The sequence below is a fragment of the Rhodobacteraceae bacterium M385 genome, from assembly GCA_025141835.1.
Taxonomy (GTDB): domain Bacteria; phylum Pseudomonadota; class Alphaproteobacteria; order Rhodobacterales; family Rhodobacteraceae; genus Gymnodinialimonas.
This window is the reverse complement of sequence record CP081102.1, coordinates 2,732,706-2,749,349: the sequence shown is the minus strand read 5'-3', so window position 1 is coordinate 2,749,349 and position 16,644 is coordinate 2,732,706. Positions and strand designations below refer to the sequence as shown.

The window sequence follows — 16,644 nt, the reverse complement described above, 5'->3', positions numbered from 1 at the left end:
CGCCGGGGGTTCAAGAGGATTCTTTAGGTATTTTTAGGAACCTTCATTCTGGGGCCCATGCAGCGTCGTCCAGTCGCAGCTGAACACGGGTGCGACCCTGCCAATGGTTTAGCTCTACGCGACCTGCCACATGGACCGCGCGGCCATTGTGGGCTTGCAATTCATCAAGGCCGGAACGCACCGCATCAAAGCAGATGGCGTCAAGGGTTACAGGGCCGCCGTCGGTCAGGGTCAGCTTCAAATGGCTTTCTCCCACCGGGCGCGTGTGGCGGATACGAAGGGCGGGCAGCGCGAATCGCGGGGCCGGAGCGCCGGCGCCATAGGGGCCAGCGGCCTCGATCTTCTCGATTAACTCGGGCGTCGCCGCCGATGGCATCAACGTGCCGTCTAGTCGCAAATCTCCGGGCCCGCCGGTGCCCGCGCCCTGTTTGGCGAGCAATTCTGTCAGCCGCTCCATCGCTGGCTCCAGTTGAGCGCGACTCAGTGACAGGCCCGCGGCCATCTTGTGACCGCCGCCCTTCTGGATCAGCCCCTCGGCCGCGAGCTTCTGGATCGAGGCGCCAAGGTCCACCCCCGCGACAGAACGGCCCGAGCCTTTGCCATCGTCGCCGTCAAAGCCGATCACAATCGCCGGGCGCCGGGTGTGGTCTTTCAGGCGGCTGGCGACGATGCCCACAACACCGGGGTGCCAGCCATCTTCGGCGGCCCATACCAGCGGCGCTTCCAGTCCCCGGGCCTCGGCCTGCGCCAGCGCCGCTTCGCGCACCCGTTGTTCAATCTCTCTCCGGTCAGTGTTGAGGCTATCGAGTTGCGCCGCGATCTTCTCGGCCTCAGTCACGCTATCGGTGGACAGGCACCGCGCGCCCAAGTCCGCCGCACCAATCCGCCCGCCTGCATTCACGCGGGGGCCAAGTACGAAGCCCAGGTGGTACGACGTGGGCGCACGGTCCAGCCGCCCCACATCTGCCAGGGCCACAAGGCCGGGGCGTTGCCGCCGTGCCATCACTTTCAGGCCCTGCACCACAAGCGCCCGGTTTACCCCGATCAGTGGGGCCACATCGGCCACGGTGGCCAGAGCCACGAGGTCCAGAAGCCCCATAAGATCAGGGCCTTGCACACCAGTCGCCCGCATCCGGCGGTTGGCATCCACCAGCACCATAAAGACAACACCCGCCGCGCAAAGGTGCCCGCTGGCCCCGTCCTCGTCCTGTCTGTTGGGGTTCACCACGGCCACGCAATCGGGCAGCTCTGCCGTGGCAAGGTGGTGGTCCAGAACCATCACATCCGCGCCCTTGGCGGCCGCAATCGGCCCGTGGGACAGCGTCCCGCAATCAACGCAGATAATCAGATCGTGGTCACGGGCCAGCGCGGCCATGGCCTCATCATTTGGGCCGTAGCCTTCGTCAATCCGGTCTGGGATATAGAGCGTCGCCTTCCGCCCCAAAGCACGCAGCCACCAGATCAACAAAGCGGCGGAAGACCCGCCATCCACGTCGTAATCCGCGAAAATCGCGATGCGCTCATTATTTTGGGCGGCGGCCACCAGCCTTGTGGCGGCGGACTCCATATCCTTCAGGCTCATCGGATCGGGCAGCAGATCGCGCAGGGCAGGGGCGAGGAAACTTGTGACCTCTTCCGGTTGCACGCCGCGCCGGGCCAGAATCGCGGCCACGGCAGGCTCCACATCGGCCCGTTGGATCAGCGTTTGGGTGAGGCGTTCGGTTTCGTCCGAGGGGCCAACCCACCGGCGTCCCGTCAGGGAAGTCTCCACCCCCAGAAAGCTGCTCATGGGCCTTCCAACAGGATTGCGTCCGTCGTCATCGCGCGGGCAAATTCGCCGTGCAGGTGGCTGATGGCCGTGTCGTGGATCACTTGCGGCGTCAGCGCGGCCATACCCTCGGCCCATCCGGTGTCGGAATTGCCCGCGAAGGATGCGCAGGCGTCATGGGCCAATCGCACGCCGAACCCAAGGTTGGCGGCCATGCGCGTCGTGGTGGACACACAATGGGGCGTGGTCAGCCCGCAAATCACCACATCCCCGATGGAGGAATGGGTCAGGTGTTGTTCTAGCTCGGTCCCGATAAAGGCAGAGTTAACGGATTTCTCGAACACCGGTTCATCGCCCATAGGCGCGACTTTCGCCATGATTTCCGCCCCTTGGCCCACCAAGGGGCTTCCCGGCGTCGTGCTCAGGTGGCGCACGTGGCAAATCGGGGCCGAGGCTTTGCGCCAGGCGGCCAGCAGACGGGCAGCATTATCCTCGGCCCCGGGGTTGTTGCGCGCACCCCAGACGGGGCTGTCAAAGCCCTGCTGGATGTCGATCAGGATCAGCGCAGACGCCATGATATTAGGTACGAGGGTTGCGGTAGCTCATCCGCCGGACAGAGCCGGTCTTCGAGCGCATCAGGATCGTTTCAGTCGTCAGATGCCCCGGCTCGCGTTTGATGCCCGGCAGGATAGAGCCATCGGTGACGCCTGTGGCCGCGAAAATCACGTCCTCGGTAACCATATCATCGCGCGAATAGATGCGATCCAGATCCTTGATCCCAGCTTTTGCCGCGCGGCCCTTTTCATCGTCATTGCGGAACACGAGGCGGCCCCACATCTGCCCGCCCATGCATTTCAGCGCAGCAGCGGCCAGCACGCCCTCAGGCGCGCCACCAAGGCCCATATACATGTCGATGCCGGTCTGTTCGGCCTCGGCGCAATGGATCACACCGGCCACGTCGCCGTCGGTAATCAGGCGGATCGCGGCGCCCGTTTCACGCAGCTCTGCAATCATGTCCTCGTGGCGCGGGCGGTCCAAAACGCAAACCGTGATATCCGCCGTCGTGCATTGCTTGGCGGCCGCCAGAAGGCGCACACGCTCGGCCGGGGTTTGGTCCAGCGAAACGATGTTTTCGGGGTAACCCGGCCCGATAGCCAGTTTTTCCATATATACATCAGGTGCATGCAACATGGAGCCGCGCGGCCCCATGGCGATCACCGTCAGGGCGTTGGGCATATCTTTCGCGGTTAGCGTGGTGCCTTCCAGCGGGTCCAGCGCGATATCCACGTCCGGCCCCGTGCCACTGCCGACTTCCTCGCCGATGAACAGCATGGGGGCTTCGTCCCGCTCGCCCTCACCGATGACGACAACGCCTTTGATGTCCAACTTATTAAGCTGTTCGCGCATCGCGTTCACCGCCGCCTGATCCGCGGCCTTTTCGTCGCCACGTCCGATCCAAAGCGCCGAGGCAATCGCCGCCGCCTCGGACACACGGGCAAGGCCCAAAGAAAGCGTACGGTCGTTGAAATCAGTTTTGGGCATCAGGCGCGGTCCCTTAGAGGAAATGAAACGATGTCTCTGCATTAGCGGGCAGGGGACGAGGCCACAAGGCTGGGGGCGCTAACGGAAATGAACAAGCGCCGCGCCAGCCCGTCAGATCGGCAGTGCAGGAGAGGGGCCGCTCTTCTCAAAGTGCCAGATTGCTGACCAGTCACTGCCGCTCCGTTCCAGCACCAACATATTGCGGTCCGCCACATAGCGCAGTTTCTGGCCGGGGATGCGGCGGATACGGATGCGGTGGCCGGGAAGGGGCGATTCCCCCAATCGCGACAGGGCCCCAAGGGTGCGAGCCCACAGCCGGGGCGGCGGGCGGTGCGTGATGCCCGAGGCCACCAGTTGGTTCAGCACTTGGCTCCTGCCCACGGCCATTGTGGCCCGTGTCGCAAGATGGATTTCGCCTGATAAGATCGTCACGTCCTGCCCGTCGCGTTCCTGTATCTGCATCATCGCCCGCAACATCCGCCGCCAGCTATCGCGATGGGCACGGCTTTGCCATTGGTCGCGCAGGTCGTCCTCATACTCCTGCATTTTGGGGATCACGACCATCAGCGCCTCGAGTATCGACAGGCGTGGCCCCAACAGCGGCACCGAGGAGACGACCAGCGTGCGCCCTTTATACGGGGTCCCCGCCTGCGCCTCTATGTCGGCCCACCCGCCGTCGCCCAAAACTTGCCTGCGGGTGCGCTCGGATCGCAGGTCGGGGCCAAGCAACCTCAATCCGGGCAGCTCTACGGCCCAATTCAGGTGATACCCCTCAGGGTCGGTAAAGCGCGGCGACAGATCGCCCGCTACGGTGCCATGCTGGAAGGCCAATGCGGCCTCTTTCGCGACCTCAAACAAGGTCTGCCCCACCGGAGAGTACGTCCGTGACCGCGGCAGAGACCCCCAGCCATCGCAAATATCATGGTCGTCCCATTGCGCCAGCGACGGCACCCGTGCCACCAGCCAAGCGTAATCCGCCTGCGCCAATTGGGCGGTGTAGCGTTCCATGAAACGCTCGCGCAGATGGTCGCGCAACTCGTCGATATCGTGGGGCAGGGGATCACGGGGGATTTCGTTGGGCCACCGCTCGGACATTGGGTGGCCGTGGGTCACCTCGTCGGCATAGACCTGATCGCCCCCGTGCAGCAGCAGGGCAAAGGGCGTGCGGCGGTGCTCTTGTGCCAACTTGGCCCACATCACGTTTCGCTCGCCTTCATCGCGGTCCATGTCGCCATGTTCCTCGCCATTGCACGAGGCAAAGGCCAGCCGCAGATCGCCGTTGAGGTCCGAGGTCAGGTCAAACCGCGTCCCGTCCCATTCATAAAATGAGGGCGCATCAGCGCGCACAGCGAAGCGTGCCCGCCACAGCTGCGCCGCGCCGTAGGCGAGAAGCGGCTGCACGGGCACGTCAGTGCCCGCCACCCGGACCGGAGGGACGGGTTGCCCCGGAGGGGCCACGAATACAGCCGCCAGATGCATCCGGCCCCGGACGACATGATCCAGGATCAACAAAGGCCCGAGGATGCGGTTAACCATGGGAAGGGCGGCCTGCGCGATAATTCAGACGTCTTCGATCCGAAGCGCCACAGGCGTATCGGCAAGCACGCCCGTTGTGGGCAAGGCGGCCAAGGCGGCGTCCAGATCAGGGCGGGCGCTCTTGTGGGTCACGATCAGGACAGGCGCGTTGGTGCCATCGTGATCGTATTGGCGCATCCGGTCGATAGAGATACCGTTTTCGCCCAAGGCCGTCGCCACCTTCGCCAAGGCGCCGGGTTTGTCGACTAGCTCCATGCGCAGGTAAAAGCGTGCCGGGCTTTCGGAATTCGCAGGCGGCGCGGTCTTCAGGCTGGCGGCCGGTTGCCCAAAGATCGGCAAGCGCAATCCACGGGCGATATCGCAGATGTCACCAACCACAGCACTCGCCGTGGGGCCTTCGCCGGCGCCGGGGCCGCGTAGCACGATTTGTTCGACCGCGTCGCCCTCGATCACCACCATATTCGTGCCGCCCACCAGTTGCCCCAGCGGCGAGGTCGCGGGCACAAGGCAAGGCGTCATGCGCTGTTCCAACCCGCGTCCTGTCATCTGAGCCACGCCCAACAGTTTGATTTTATACCCCAAATCACCCGCACGGCGGATATCATCAATGGAGACCGCACCGATGCCTTCCAGACGCATATCATCAAAGGCCACGCGCGTGCCAAAGGCGATAGAGGACAGCAGGGCGAGCTTATGGCCCGCGTCGATGCCGCCCACGTCAAGGTTCGGATCAGCCTCCAGATAACCCAAGCCATCGGCCTCATCAAAGGCCTCCTGATAGGACAGGCCCGCCTCATCCATGCGGGTCAGGATATAGTTACAGGTGCCGTTCATCACGCCCATGACTCGGGTGATCCGGTTTCCAGCAAGCCCTTCTGTCAAGGCTTTGATCACCGGAATGCCGCCTGCGACAGCCGCTTCGTACCGCAGGGCTGCACCCTTTTCTTCGGCCAGCTCCGCCAGCGCCTGCCCGTGGTGGGCCAGCAGCGCCTTGTTGGCGGACACCACGTCTTTGCCCGCCGCCAGCGCCGCTTCTGTTGCCAGCTTGGCGGGGCCATCGTCGCCGCCCATCAGCTCTAGGAACACGTCCACATCGTCGCGTTTGGCCAAGGCCACCGGGTCATCTTCCCACGCGTAGGCCGACAGGTTCGCGCCGCGGTCCTTATCGCGAGACCGGGCGGAAACGGCTGAAATGACAATCTCTTTGCCGGTCCGAGCTTTCAGTAACGCTGCCTGACGCTGGACGATTTTCACCACGCCAATGCCCACAGTGCCAAGCCCTGCGATACCAAGTCTGAGAGTGTCGGTCATGGGGGCCTCCGGGCGCATCTTGATCAGTCGCGCCGGGTGTAGCGGCTTCGCGGCGAGGCTGCAACGAAGTGCTGCACTTGGTGCCGCTTAAAGGGACATCGCCCTGAGCCAAGCGGCGCGGCGGCGCAGGTCGGCGGCGCGGGCCTCCAGGCTGTTGCCTTCGGTCTCGGCGCTCCGCAGCAGGGGCGCATCGGCCGTGGCCAGCAAGGGGCCAAGGGCGACAAGGCTTGGGTAATCAGCGGCGCGCGCCTCGGCGCTTAGGTCTGCATCCAAATCCGGCATACCGGGGCCGCAAGCAGCGGTGAGAAGACACAAAAGGAAGGCGGCAGATCGCATAGCCAACAGGTAGCGGATCAAATGGGGGCAAGTCTAGATGTGGTTTGCGGTGGCGCAGCGCCCGAGCAGATCGCCCCAAGATGCTTGAATTGAACGTACGTTCAGATAATCATGGCCCATGGCACGCACCCAAGGCAGTCACTCCGTCACCACAGGCCCCAAGGTCCGCGCGGTCGCATTGCGGCTGTTTGCGCAACACGGATTTGCCGCCGTCTCCATGCGCCAGATCGCGCGGGAAGTGGGGGTTCAGGCCGGGGCGCTCTATCTCTATACCCCTGATAAACAGGCGCTTTTGTTCGAACTGATGCGCGGCCATATGGAAGAGCTTCTGGCCGATTGGAGCCCGCCCGGCGGTGGCCCCTTGGCCGAGTTGGAGGACTTCGCCCGCCACCATATTCGCTTCCACCTCGACCGCCCGGACCTTGTTTTCATCGCCTATATGGAACTTCGCAACCTGACGCCCGAGAACTTTGCGGTGATCGAAAAGCTGCGCGGCAGCTACGAGGCGCGGTTGGAGAATATCCTGCGTGCCGGGGTGGCCGATGGCGTTTTTGACGTGGCGGACCTGCGGTTGGCGACGATGGGGCTGATTTCCATGCTGACCGGCGTGACCACTTGGTTCCGGGACGACGGCCGCCTGACGCGGGCCGATGTGGAGGTGATCTATTGGGACATGGTGCGCCGCGCCGTGGGCACGGCGAGCGGGGGCGCCCCGCTTCGGGCCCCCTGAAGGGAGCCGCTCAGCGAGCCGCGTTGCCACGAAGGCGGGGCGAATGGCGCTTGGCTATTCAGCCGGTATCGCGGAGGAGGGCGTGGGGCGGCGCTTGGGGAAAGGCACTAAACGCTCTTGCTTCTCGTCCCATAGCTTCAAGGTGAAAGAGCGCAACGCCTCGGCCCAACCGATTGTTTGCACGTCATATTTCTCGCGCAGGGCTAGGTGGCAGCGACGCAGGCGGTAGCTGGGAATATTGGCGTTGAAGTGGTGAATATCATGATAGGTGATGTTCGCGACCGCCAAATCAAACCACCACCCCAGATCCAGCGCCGATGATCCCTGAAGGGCGGCGCGGGCCGGGTTCAGATCGGGCTTTCGATCCCACCAAGTATCCTCAAAATTATGTTGCAGATACACAAGGAAAACCCCGATGCACCCGGCGGTAAACACTGTGCCTGCATAGATAATCAGAGCGGGCACGCCCGCGACGGCCCATAGGGCTGCGATCCAAAGGGCAAGGCCCAGATTGTGCAAGCTGACCTGCACGGGCGCGACTTTCGCAGTGTTCTTGGGCCAACGGTAGGCCAGCGCATAGGTAAACACGCCGCCAAACGGCACCATCAGCGCGGGATTGCGATAGAGCCGATACCACAGGCGCGTCCAGGGACTAGCGTCCTGCCATTCGGCAACGGTCATGGTGAAAATCTCGGTCGTATCGCGCTCTTCGAGGTTGCCCAGATGGCTGTGATGGGCGTTGTGGTTATGCTGCATGACCGAGAACGGCGTCAGGGTGAAGATGCTAAGCCCATGACCTGCAACAGTATTTAGCTTTGACGTCGTGAAAAGGGAGTTATGGCCCATGTCGTGCTGCAACACGTATAGGCGCACGCCGGTGAAGGCGTTAACCACGATCAACGGGACCACCAACCACGCCATCGGCCACGCCCACAACGCCAAAGCGAGCGTTACGAAATATGCGGCGAGCGTGCCGAAATAGCTGATCGCAGCCAGTCGGTTGTCGCGTTTTGTCCAGTCGCGGGTGAAGCGGCGAATCTCTCGCTCCGCCTCTTGACGGTAGGTTGGGGTGATCTCGGGAAGGGACGATGTGGCATGCATGGGGCCGGTCCAGGTCTCGAAGGGGTTGTTAAAATTGGATCTTTTGAGGTTAACGCTTGGCGTTCGGTTGGTGTCGTCTTAGCCCAACAAAGATAGGTATCTGGCGAGCGGTTTTAAACTGCCATGGTAAACGCAACGTCGCAACAATGGCACGGAAGACCCTATAACTGCGCAGAATTCAGCCCAAAGAAAATTGGGGTTTTCCTTGCCTCTCTGGCGCTGATAGTGGTTTGAACGGCGTTCAAAGAGGGCTTGGCGATGGCGGGAAAAGTTGAGGCGCGCAAAGCGGCACTGCGGGAAAAGCTGATTGATTTGGCCGAGGCGCAGATCGAGGCAGAGGGGCTTGCATCGCTGCGTGCGCGGGAGTTGGCGCGGCAGGCCGGATGTGCCGTGGGCGCAATTTATACGCATTTTGAAGACCTTAACGCGTTAACCTTGGAAGTTAACGGGCGCACCTTCACCCGGTTAGGCGCATCAGTGGCCGAGGCTGTGGCGCAAGGGCAGGGACAGCCGCCCAACGCGCGGCTGATTGCCATGTCTCACGCTTACTTGGAATTTGCGCGTACACATCCAAAGCTGTGGCGCGCCCTTTTTGATGTGGAAATGCGCAGCGATGGGCCGGTGCCAAAATGGTACGGCACCGCGATGGGGCAGCTTTTTGCTTACATTACAGAGCCTTTGACCGAAATCTTCCCCGATTCTAACGCCTCCGAATTGGATCTGATGACTCGCACATTGTTTTCCAGCGTCCACGGAATCGTGCTTTTGGGCCTGGAAAACCGCATTTCCGGCGTGCCGGGAGAGCAACTAAAGACCATGATCCGCTTGCTTCTGGAGCAGGTCGGTCAAAATAAATGAACGCCGTTCAAAATATTTCTTGAACACTGTTCATGTTTCCGCCTATACCCAATTTGTGAACGATGTTCATTAATTGGAGAGCGAAGATGTTCAAAACTCTGACAACCTTGGTGAATGGCGCCAATGCCCGCGCAGAAGAGCGGGTGCGGGACCATTACAGCATTGAATTAATTGACCAAAAAATCCGCGAGGCCGACGCGAGCCTGAAGGCGGCCAAGTTCTCTCTGGCGTCGCTGATCCAGCGCGAACGCTCGGAAGCGCGGCAGGTAGAGGCGCTTTCAAACCGGATTGCGGACCTGACCCAGCGCGCAAAATTGGCGCTGGTCGATGGCCGCGAGGACATGGCGACAGAGGCGGCGGGCGCGATTGCGCAGTTGGAAAACGAGCTGACCCTGCGCCACACCACGGTCGAGCGTCTGGAGACGCGCATATTGAAGCTGCGCCATTCTGTGGAAGGCGCGACACGGCGGATTACTGATTTAAAACAAGGCGCTATCGCGGCCCGGGCAGCGAAGAAAGAAGCCGATATTCAAAAGCATCTGGGCCGCCACGTTTCCCAAGACACCGCATTTGAAGAGGCGGAGGAACTAATTGCCCGCGTCCTGAACCGCGATGATCCATTCGAGCAGACGCAGATCCTGCGCGAAATCGACGAGGGGCTGGACCGCTCGGACATGACCGAACGCCTTAGCGCCGCAGGCTATGGCGCCCCCCTGAAATCAACCGCTCAGGACGTTCTGCAACGTCTGCGCGCCGACAAATAACCAAACCTTAACAGGAGAAGACCTATGATTGATCGTCACCATAACACCCTGATTATGAACCTGAATTTCCTTGGCGTCGCGATCGCGTACGGCCTGCTTGGCTTGTCGCTTTGGCTGTCCACAGACGTGCCGCTGGCCACGAAGGGCTACTGGGCGATGGGCATTTTGCTCTTGACCCTAAGTCTGATTAACGTGGTGAAATATCGCTTCGACATGCGCTTCAGCGACGATCGTTTGCGCAAGATTGAAGACGCGCGAAACGAGAAGCTGTTGGAAGACGCGCTTAAAGAAGACGCTTAACACCAGCCCTGCCGGACCCCAATGAAAAGGGCCGCCGAGGATGACACCTCGGCGGCCCAACTTTGCACCGTTAACCATTGTTAACCCGCGATGGGGTATATCAATGGTATATCAATCCGAAATCCTCAGAGGTTCGGGTAGATCGGGAAACGGTCACACATCTGCTGCACTTCGGCGCGGACTTTCGCCTCGACCGCGTCATTGCCGTCCTCGCCGTTCGCGGCCAGACCATCGACCACTTCAACGATCCAATCGGCGATCTGGCGGAACTCGGCCTCGCCAAATCCGCGGGTCGTGCCAGCGGGGGAGCCAAGGCGCAGGCCAGAGGTGACCATGGGCTTTTCGGTGTCAAACGGGATGCCGTTCTTGTTACAGGTGATGTGGGCGCGACCCAGCGCTTTTTCCGTCGCGTTGCCCTTCACACCTTTGGCGCGCAAATCGACCAGCATCAGGTGCGTGTCGGTGCCGCCGGTAACGATGTTCAACCCGCCTTTAACCAGCTGGTCGGCCAGTGCCTGAGCGTTGGCGATCACTTGAGCTTGGTAGTCCTTGAACTCGGGGCGAAGCGCCTCGCCAAAGGCCACGGCTTTACCGGCAATGACATGCATCAACGGGCCGCCCTGGATGCCGGGGAAAATGGCCGAGTTAACCTTCTTCGCGATGGCTTCGTCGTTGGTCACGATCATACCGCCACGGGGTCCGCGCAGGGTTTTGTGGGTCGTGGTCGTGGCGACATGGGCGTGGGGGAAGGGCGAGGGGTAATGGCCCGACGCGACCATGCCTGCGAAATGCGCCATGTCCACCATCAGATACGCGCCGACGGTATCGGCAATCTCGCGCATCCGCTTGAAATCAATGATCCGAGGGATGGCAGAGCCGCCTGCGATGATCATTTTGGGCTTATGTTCCGCCGTCAGCGCAGCGATTTGGTCGTAGTCTACATCCAGAGTGTCCTGGCGCACGCCGTATTGCACGGCATTGAACCACTTGCCCGACTGGTTTGGCCGCGCGCCGTGGGTCAGATGACCACCGGCATCGAGCGACATGCCAAGGATCGTATCGCCGGGCTGCAACAGCGCGGTAAACACACCTTGGTTCGCCTGAGAGCCAGAGTTGGGCTGCACATTGGCGAAGTCACAGCCGAACAGCTGCTTGGCACGGTCGATCGCCAGTTCTTCGGCGATATCAACGTATTGGCAGCCGCCGTAGTAGCGACGCCCCGGATAACCTTCGGCGTATTTGTTGGTCATCACGCCGCCCTGGGCCTCCATCACGGCGGCGGAGACGATGTTCTCGGAGGCGATCAGCTCGATCTCGTCGCGCTGACGGCCAAGCTCCTGACGGGTCGCGGCGAAGATTTCGGGGTCACGGGACTCGAGGCTTTCGGTGAAAAAGCCCGCGTCGGTGTGGGAGGCGGTCATGGCGGGTGCTCCTGCATGGCAGTGATTGTCTGGCCAGCGATGTATGGCAGATCGACGGGCCGGGAAAGCCCGGATTACGGCGCTGTGACAAGGAAATGCGGCATTTGCGGTGCCGATGTTGTCGTGATGAGCATTGTGTTTCCTATAGGCGCGGGCAATGGTCGAAGGGTAAACCATTGATCGAAAGGGGTCTTGATGCCCTCTGCGCGCAACATTGCGTTTCTGGCGTCCGATACGCCGATGGCCCAAACGGCGAAAACGGCGCTGGAACAGCGGTACGGGAATTTCTCGCCCAAGGATGCTGATGTGATCGTGGCCTTAGGCGGCGATGGCTTCATGTTATCCACCTTGCACGGCACCCAAGCCCTGCCTGCGCCTGTCTACGGCATGAACCGGGGCACGGTCGGGTTCTTGATGAACAGTTATAGTGAGGAAGACCTGATTGCGCGGCTGGAAGCGGCCGAGGAAGCAGTGATTAACCCCCTGCATATGCGGGCAGAATGCGTGGACGGCTCCACCGTGGACGCGCTGGCGATTAATGAGGTGAGCCTTCTGAGAGAGGGGCCACAGGCGGCCAAACTAAGGATCGTCGTGGACGGTAAGTTGCGCATGGAAGAATTGGTTTGCGACGGCGCATTGGTCAGCACTCCGGCGGGGTCCACGGCCTATAACTACTCGGCCCACGGTCCGATTTTACCTATTGGGTCCGAGGTGTTGGCCATGACAGCTGTTGCCGCCTTCCGCCCCCGGCGCTGGCGGGGGGCCTTGTTGCCCAAATCTGCCGTGGTGCGGATCGAGGTGGTCGAGGCCGCAAAACGCCCGGTGATGGCGGATGCAGACAGCCGATCCGTCAAAGGGGTGGCTGCGGTGGAAATTCGGTCCGAGCCGAGCGTAGAACACCGCATTCTATTCGATCCCGGCCATGGGCTAGAGGAAAGATTGTTGCAGGAGCAGTTCCAGTAGGCCAAAGGAGCGCAGGTGTCGCAGTGATCTTGCGCTGGTCCATTGATAGAGACTGTTTAACGTTAAACTAATTTGCGGGAGGGTGCTGGTATGAGCGAAGAGAAGAAGGATGGTCTGCGCGAGGCGGCGTTGGCGTATCACGAGTTTCCCCGTCCCGGTAAGCTAGAAATCCGCGCCACCAAGCCCCTGGCCAATGGCCGCGACCTGGCCCGCGCCTATAGCCCCGGTGTCGCGGAGGCGAGCCTTGAGATTAAGGCCGATCCGGCCAATGCCGCCCGCTACACCGCCCGCGGAAACTTGGTGGCTGTGGTGTCGAACGGGACAGCGGTTTTGGGCCTTGGCAACATCGGGGCGCTGGCCTCGAAGCCGGTGATGGAAGGCAAGGCGGTACTGTTCAAGAAGTTCGCCAACATTGATTGCTTTGACATAGAGGTGAACGAATCCGATCCCGAAAAGCTGGCCGATATTGTCTGCGCCCTAGAGCCGACCTTTGGCGCCATCAACCTTGAAGACATCAAAGCGCCCGATTGTTTCATCGTTGAACAACTCTGCCGTGAGCGGATGGGCATTCCGGTGTTCCACGATGACCAGCACGGCACCGCCATCGTTGTGGGCGCGGCCGCAACCAATGCGCTGCGCGTCACGGGACGGAAGTTTGAGGATATAAAGGTCGTGTCCACCGGTGGCGGCGCGGCGGGGATTGCTTGCCTCAACATGCTGCTGAAGCTGGGCGTGCGGCGCGAGAACGTGTTCCTATGCGATATCGACGGGCTGGTTTATGAAGGGCGCGGCGGGTCCACCCCGCAAAAGGATGCCTATGCCCAAGGCACCGAGCCCAAAGACTTGGGCGATGTCATCGAAGGGGCGGATTTGTTCCTTGGCCTGTCGGGGCCGGGGGTTCTGACACCCGAGATGGTGGCGAAAATGGCCCCCACACCGATCATCTTCGCGCTGGCTAACCCGACGCCGGAAATCTTGCCCGATGCCGCCCGCGCCGTCGCGCCCGATGCCATCATCGCCACGGGCCGCAGCGATTTTCCCAATCAGGTCAATAACGTCCTGTGTTTCCCCTTCATCTTCCGGGGCGCCTTGGACGTGGGCGCGACCGAGATCAACGACGCCATGCAGATCGCCTGCATCGAAGGCATTGCGGCCATGGCGCGCGCCACCACCAGCGCCGAAGCCGCCGCCGCCTATAAGGGGGAGCAGCTGACCTTTGGCCCCGACTATCTGATCCCCAAACCCTTTGACCCGCGCCTGTCCGCCGTGGTCGCCAGTGCCGTGGCGAAGGCGGCAATGGAATCGGGCGTGGCGACGCGGCCGATAGAAGACCTCAACGCCTATCGCGCCAAATTGAACCAATCGGTGTTCAAATCCGCCCTCGTGATGCGGCCCGTGTTTGAGGCGGCGGCGACCTCGAAACGGCAGATTGTCTTTGCCGAGGGCGAAGATGAACGGGTGCTGCGTGCGGCCCAAGCGATGATCGAAGACACCACTGACATGCCGATCATGATTGGCCGGCCTGAGGTGATCGAGGCGCGTATTGAACGGGCCGGGTTGGTGATCCGCCCCGAAAAAGACTTTGAGATGGTGAACCCCGAGAACGACCCAAGATACCGGGATTATTGGGAAACCTACCACTCGATCATGGCAAGGCGCGGTGTTTCGCCGGATTTGGCCCGCGCGATCATGCGCACCAACACGACGGCGATTGGCGCAGTTATGGTGAACCGGGGGGAGGCCGACAGCCTGATTTGCGGCACCTTTGGCCAATATCTGTGGCACCTGAACTATGTCACGGAAATCCTTGGCAGCGAGATCCACAAACCGGTGGGTGCGTTGAGTCTTGTGATCCTAGAGGACGGGCCGCTGTTCATCGCGGATTCGCAGATCCACCCGCAACCGACCGCCGCGCAGATCGCGGAAACCACCATCGCTTGCGCCCGCCATATGCGCCGCTTTGGGGTGGCACCAAAGATTGCGCTTTGTTCGGGCAGCCAGTTTGGCAACCTCGACAGCCATTCTGGCAGGGTGATGCGCGAGGCGCTGGAGATCCTCGACAGTGAGCCGAGGAATTTTGTCTATGAAGGCGAGATGCACGTCGATAGCGCATTGGATGAGGAATTGCGGGCCCGCGTGTTCCCCAATTGCCGTCTGGAAGGCGCGGCGAATGCCTTGATCTTCGTGTCCACCGACGCGGCTGGGGCGACGCGCAACATTTTGAAATCAAAGGCCAACGGGCTAGAGGTCGGCCCGATCCTGATGGGGATGGGCAACAAGGCGCATATCGTGACCCCTTCGATCACCGCCCGGGGCTTGCTAAACATCGCGGCCTTGGCCGGAACGCCGGTTAGCCACTACGGTTAAGGGGCGGGTGGAACGCTACTGCCAAAGGACGTGTCGCAGATAGGGAAGGCGCCTGACATGCTGAGGGGGCAAATCGCGAGGGGATATTGCCGTGGCTGAGGACAAGGCATTGCCCGAGGTCGCTCGGTCCCCGCAACTGCTGGCGGACAGTTCCCCAGAGGCATTGCAACGGCTGTCCCACGATATCCGCTCGGCCATGTCGGACGTGTTGGGCGGGCTTAGGCTGGTGGAAACCGCCCGCCTTGATCCTCACGCCCAAACCCAGATTGACCGCATCCGCGCCGCCGCTGACACGCTGGCCGCGCTGGTGGATGACGCGCTTTTCGTTGCCTCCGGAGAGACTCAAATCAAGCCCGAGGAACTCTCGGTCAATGTCACGGACTGGCTCACTACGTTAGAGCAGCGATGGGCGGGGCGGGCAGCGGAACGGGGCGGACACTTCAAGGTTGTGATAAAAAGCGAGATGCCCGAGCGGTTGAGCATTTCAGCCATAACGCTGGACCGGATCGTGGGTAATCTGGTCAGCAACGCCCTTGTCCACGGAGAAAGTAGCGATGTGGTGGCCGAGATCTACTGCGAGGCCGACGAGGGCTTTTTCGTCTGCATCAAGGACGGGGGGGGCGGCTTTCCTGACCATGTTTTAAACGCCGATCAAGGCGGTGTTTCCAGCGACAAGGGCAGCGGTTTGGGCCTGTCTATCGCCCGCACTCTTAGTGCCGAGATCGCGGCTGATCTCACGCTGGCGAATGGCTGCAACGGGGAAGGCGGTTTTGCCTGCCTGACCGTCCCTTGGGACAAAATCATCTGGATTGCGGCCCCGGTGCAGTTCCAAGAGCCGCCGGACCTGAGCGGCCTACGTATCTTGGTGGCGGAAGATAACCTGACGAACCAGACGATCCTGCGGCAGATGCTGGAAGCCATGGGCGCGGCCCCAATCTTCGTGACCGACGGCATTGCTGCGATGGATGCGTTGCGGCGTGAAGTTTTCGATATCGCCTTGCTCGACATCGAGATGCCAAGGATGTCGGGGTTGGAGGTGATGGAACAGGTCCGCGCCGCTGAAGGGGCTTTGGCCAAGTTGCCGATGATCGCGATCACGGCCTACGTTCTGCGCGATAATCGAGAGGCGATTTACGCCGCCGGTGCCGATGGTATTTTCGGCAAACCAATCGGATCAAGCGCGCAGTTTGGCCGCTCGATCCTGCGCCATGTGGGCAAGCTTCCGGCACCTTCCGAGGGGCCCGAGCACGCGGGGCTGGCGGGCGCGGGGTTGGCGCCCAAGATGGACGGATACCGGTTTGAGCAACTGCTCGACGCCGCGGGGCCAGAGGGGAGCGCCGAGTTGTTGCAGCGGATGGAAGAAGACCTGAGTGCCGTGCGTCACGCCTTGGACGGGGGCATCGCAAACGTCTCGGTCACAGAGCTTAGGGCGCAAACCCACATCCTTATCGCGATAGCGGGGGCGGTGGGGGCCGATAGATTGTGCCAATTGGCGGAAGTGTTGAACATCGCGGCGAAGCGGGAAAAGTTGGATCAATTACCGTTGATTTACAATCATCTGAGGGTGGCGCTTTCGGACCTGTTAGACTTGATCGCGCAACGGCGCGCCCCCTCGGCGTAGGAGCGCTTGCACTGGCCCGCACATCG

15 protein-coding genes are annotated in these 16,644 nt (G+C 61.6%); 7 read left to right on the top strand and 8 right to left on the bottom strand.

Annotated elements, in window-relative coordinates; all coding sequences use genetic code 11:
* Nucleotides 1–43: 43 nt before the first annotated feature.
* The 6 genes from recJ to K3728_13395 form a co-directional block, all read right to left on the bottom strand.
* Entirely contained in the window at nucleotides 44–1,789 is a 1,746-nt protein-coding gene (recJ, locus tag K3728_13420) for a single-stranded-DNA-specific exonuclease RecJ (protein ID UWQ94695.1), read from the bottom strand.
* Entirely contained in the window at nucleotides 1,786–2,343 is a 558-nt protein-coding gene (locus K3728_13415; protein UWQ94694.1) for a cysteine hydrolase, read from the bottom strand. The genes recJ and K3728_13415 overlap by 4 nt, the downstream gene beginning before the upstream one ends.
* 4 nt (nucleotides 2,344–2,347) lie before the next feature.
* On the bottom strand, nucleotides 2,348–3,310 hold the full coding sequence (glpX, locus tag K3728_13410; GenBank protein ID UWQ94693.1) for a class II fructose-bisphosphatase: 963 nt from the start codon (nucleotides 3,308–3,310) through the stop codon (nucleotides 2,348–2,350).
* A gap of 111 nt (nucleotides 3,311–3,421) precedes the next feature.
* Nucleotides 3,422–4,846, bottom strand: coding sequence for an alkaline phosphatase family protein (locus K3728_13405; GenBank protein UWQ94692.1), 1,425 nt, complete (start codon nucleotides 4,844–4,846; stop codon nucleotides 3,422–3,424).
* A 24-nt stretch (nucleotides 4,847–4,870) separates the two neighbouring features.
* Nucleotides 4,871–6,157: a homoserine dehydrogenase gene (locus K3728_13400; protein ID UWQ94691.1), complete on the bottom strand. Its 1,287-nt coding sequence runs from the start codon at nucleotides 6,155–6,157 to the stop codon at nucleotides 4,871–4,873.
* An 87-nt stretch (nucleotides 6,158–6,244) separates the two neighbouring features.
* Entirely contained in the window at nucleotides 6,245–6,493 is a 249-nt protein-coding gene (locus tag K3728_13395; protein ID UWQ94690.1) for a hypothetical protein, read from the bottom strand.
* 118 nt (nucleotides 6,494–6,611) lie between these two features.
* Here K3728_13395 and K3728_13390 point away from each other — a divergent pair, with 118 nt between their 5' ends.
* Nucleotides 6,612–7,223, top strand: coding sequence for a TetR/AcrR family transcriptional regulator (locus K3728_13390; protein ID UWQ94689.1), 612 nt, complete (start codon nucleotides 6,612–6,614; stop codon nucleotides 7,221–7,223).
* Nucleotides 7,224–7,277: 54 nt separating this feature from the next.
* Here K3728_13390 and K3728_13385 read toward each other — a convergent pair whose 3' ends face one another.
* Nucleotides 7,278–8,324, bottom strand: coding sequence for a fatty acid desaturase (locus K3728_13385; protein UWQ94688.1), 1,047 nt, complete (start codon nucleotides 8,322–8,324; stop codon nucleotides 7,278–7,280).
* 258 nt (nucleotides 8,325–8,582) lie between these two features.
* On the opposite strand from K3728_13385, the gene K3728_13380 reads away from it, so the two are divergent.
* The 3 genes from K3728_13380 to K3728_13370 all read left to right on the top strand — a co-directional run bounded on the left by K3728_13380 (nucleotide 8,583) and on the right by K3728_13370 (nucleotide 10,246).
* A complete protein-coding gene (locus K3728_13380) occupies nucleotides 8,583–9,182 on the top strand; it encodes a TetR/AcrR family transcriptional regulator (GenBank protein ID UWQ94687.1) in 600 nt (199 codons plus the stop codon).
* Between the two features lie 86 nt (nucleotides 9,183–9,268).
* Nucleotides 9,269–9,946 (top strand): PspA/IM30 family protein, encoded by a 678-nt coding sequence (locus tag K3728_13375; GenBank protein UWQ94686.1) that lies wholly within the window; start codon nucleotides 9,269–9,271, stop codon nucleotides 9,944–9,946.
* 24 nt (nucleotides 9,947–9,970) lie between these two features.
* Nucleotides 9,971–10,246: a hypothetical protein gene (locus K3728_13370; GenBank protein ID UWQ94685.1), complete on the top strand. Its 276-nt coding sequence runs from the start codon at nucleotides 9,971–9,973 to the stop codon at nucleotides 10,244–10,246.
* A gap of 125 nt (nucleotides 10,247–10,371) precedes the next feature.
* Here K3728_13370 and K3728_13365 read toward each other — a convergent pair whose 3' ends face one another.
* A complete protein-coding gene (locus K3728_13365) occupies nucleotides 10,372–11,667 on the bottom strand; it encodes a serine hydroxymethyltransferase (GenBank protein ID UWQ94684.1) in 1,296 nt (431 codons plus the stop codon).
* Nucleotides 11,668–11,862: 195 nt separating this feature from the next.
* Between K3728_13365 and K3728_13360 the strand changes: the two genes are divergently transcribed.
* The 3 genes from K3728_13360 (at nucleotide 11,863) to K3728_13350 (ending at nucleotide 16,618) form a co-directional block, all read left to right on the top strand.
* Nucleotides 11,863–12,630 (top strand): NAD kinase, encoded by a 768-nt coding sequence (locus K3728_13360; protein ID UWQ94683.1) that lies wholly within the window; start codon nucleotides 11,863–11,865, stop codon nucleotides 12,628–12,630.
* 90 nt (nucleotides 12,631–12,720) lie between these two features.
* A complete protein-coding gene (locus K3728_13355; protein ID UWQ94682.1) occupies nucleotides 12,721–14,997 on the top strand; it encodes an NADP-dependent malic enzyme in 2,277 nt (758 codons plus the stop codon).
* A gap of 91 nt (nucleotides 14,998–15,088) precedes the next feature.
* Nucleotides 15,089–16,618, top strand: a complete 1,530-nt coding sequence (locus tag K3728_13350; protein UWQ94681.1) for a response regulator — start codon at nucleotides 15,089–15,091, stop codon at nucleotides 16,616–16,618.
* Nucleotides 16,619–16,644 lie beyond the last annotated feature (26 nt).